General features: G+C 30.1%; 2 protein-coding genes. Both read right to left on the minus strand.

The window, feature by feature from the left end; translation table 11 throughout:
• Positions 1–127 precede the first annotated feature (127 nt).
• Positions 128–1,414 carry a phosphopyruvate hydratase gene (eno, locus tag ACQCX0_RS02095; protein ID WP_462562504.1) on the minus strand — a complete coding sequence of 429 codons (1,287 nt, stop codon included), beginning with the start codon at positions 1,412–1,414 and terminating at the stop codon, positions 128–130.
• A 189-nt stretch (positions 1,415–1,603) separates the two neighbouring features.
• The coding region (locus ACQCX0_RS02100) for a ComEC/Rec2 family competence protein (protein ID WP_462562505.1) at positions 1,604–2,661 on the minus strand (1,058 nt) is incomplete at its 5' end.

Here is a 2,661-nt window from a genome sequence, read left to right on the forward strand (position 1 = left end):
TATAATAATAAATTAAATATTCTAAGTAACACTAAATAATGTTTTAGCAACCATAATATTATATGTGCAAATAACAAAAAAGGAAACAAAAAAGTTTTTTTCAAATTCTAATAAGATTTTAAAACTTTTAATTAGTTTTTTGCTCTAAGATAATTTTTCCGGCAAAAAGAGCTGCCTTTCCTAATTCTTCTTCTATTCTAATTAGTTGATTATATTTAGACAACCTATCAGAGCGAGATAAAGAACCAGTTTTAATCTGACCTGAATTTACAGCAACTGCTATATCTGCAATAATATTATCCTCTGTCTCTCCGGATCTATGAGAAATTATTGTAGAGTACCCTGCTTTATGAGCTATGTCTATTGCTTGGAAAGTTTCAGAAAGAGTACCGATTTGATTTACTTTTACTAATATAGAATTTCCTACTTTAGACTTAATCCCTTTTTGTAATCTCTCTGAATTAGTAACAAACAAGTCATCTCCAACTAGTTGTACTCTACTCCCTAAGGATTTAGTTAATTCTCTCCACCCTTCCCAATCATCTTCTGCTAGTCCGTCTTCAATAGAATATATAGGATAGGCATTAATAAGTCCTTCATAGTATTTGATCATCTCTTGAGAACTTCTAATTACACCCTCACCCTTCATATTATATTTACCATTTTCATAGAATTCGGTTGAGGCTGCGTCAAGGGCAATTCTTACATCATTCCCAGGTTTATATCCTGATTGCTCAATTGCCTTCATAATACTATCCAGTGCTTCCGTTGAACTTTTTAAAGCCGGAGCAAACCCACCTTCATCACCCACAGAAGTACTATATCTTCCCTTCTGTAAGATTTTTTTCAGATTATGAAAGATTTCCGCACCCATACGTATTGCATCAGCCATAGATTGTGCAGAAATCGGAGCAATCATAAATTCTTGTACATCTATAGGATTATCCGCATGTTGTCCGCCGTTGATAATATTCATCATGGGAAGCGGTAATATATGAGCATTAAAGCCTCCTAAATAACTGTAAAGCGGTAACTCTACAGAATGTGCTGCAGCCTTTGCTACTGCCATAGAGACTCCTAAAATAGCATTTGCACCTAAACGAGATTTATTTTTTGTACCGTCTAATTCTATTAATAATTTATCTATCAGAATTTGATCCGTAGCATCTTCTCCTACTAAGTTTTCATATATTTCCGTATTCACAGCTTGGCAGGCTTTTTGTACACCTTTACCTCCATAGCGACTTTTATCTCCGTCTCTTAATTCATGTGCTTCATGAGCCCCAGTTGAGGCACCTGAAGGCACTGCAGCACTTCCAAAAGCCCCACTATCTAGTAGTACTTCTACTTCAACTGTAGGATTACCCCTACTATCTAAAATTTCCCTAGCTTTAATATCTATTATTTCACTCATACTTATTTAAACTCCTATTATTTTATTAATTAAGACTACTTAGGATATATAGTTTTATCTTATAATTCACTATTATATCTCTGATAACTTAAAAGTTCTTTATCAGGCTAATTTAACAAAATGGTATCATGTTTTCTATACACACGCAATTAAGAAAGTCAGATTATAGATATATAGTAGTGTTATTTCTTAAAACCAGTTTCTTTTTCGGATTCCAGCCAAAGATTTGCTAAGAGTTATATTATTTTCATTTATATATATAAAAATAGAACCGTGCTTTTTTAAATAATTTTTATCTATTAATAGCTTTTGTGTACACCTAATCGCAGGATTTTCCGTTAATAAAATAATAATATCTGAGAAAGAACAATCATCATAGAAGTCAGTAGCATTATTTAAGATAGTTATTCTTTTATTTTTTAGCAGATATGAACAACCATTGTAATCACAAGTAAAGTTTTTATGTTTTAGCATTGCTTCTTTTTCTACTATATCTTTTTCTCTAAACCAAACCTTTTTTATAAAATCAGCACTTTTAGAATTATTATTCAGCACATAATGATTATTAGGTTGTTTTAAAGCAATAAACAAGGCATTACTATCTATCATTATATCTGGACTTCTTGCTAAAAAAGCCATACTAAAACTCAAGATAAATAAAGGAACTATAATTAATTTGTATTTTTTTTGTAAAATAATAAGAAAAATAAAAGCTCCTAAAAAGAGATATACATAGCCTATGGAGAAGAATTCAAAATTTAGGGTGGAATATTTAAAACTAGATACAAAATAAGCTATTTCTAACATAAGTTTAATGCCAAAACCAGCTATTATTAAGAAAATTTTTCCTACAAAGAATGGTAATATACTAAATAATAGCAAAAAGGGCATAATTAGAAATCCGAAAATAGGACTAACCAACATATTAGCTGTAACCCCTAAGAGAGGAACATATCCGAAATAATAAGCTAAAATCATAAAAATAGCTAACTCTGCAACTATTGTAGAGATTATACTCAAAAAGAAAAAGAAGATTATTTTTCTAAGAAAACTCTTTGAAGAATAAGCATACATTTGTTTGATAAACTTAGAGCAAAACATTAAAATTAAAGCAGCCGTTGCTAAAAAAGATAACATAAAACCAATATTTAATAAACCAAACGGTTTAAATAACAAAATTATAAAACCGGCTAAGAATAAACTATTTACAGAAATTATTCTTAAATTAAAAATTATTCCCAGAAAAA

This window comes from Candidatus Hepatincolaceae symbiont of Strigamia maritima, from assembly GCF_055505085.1.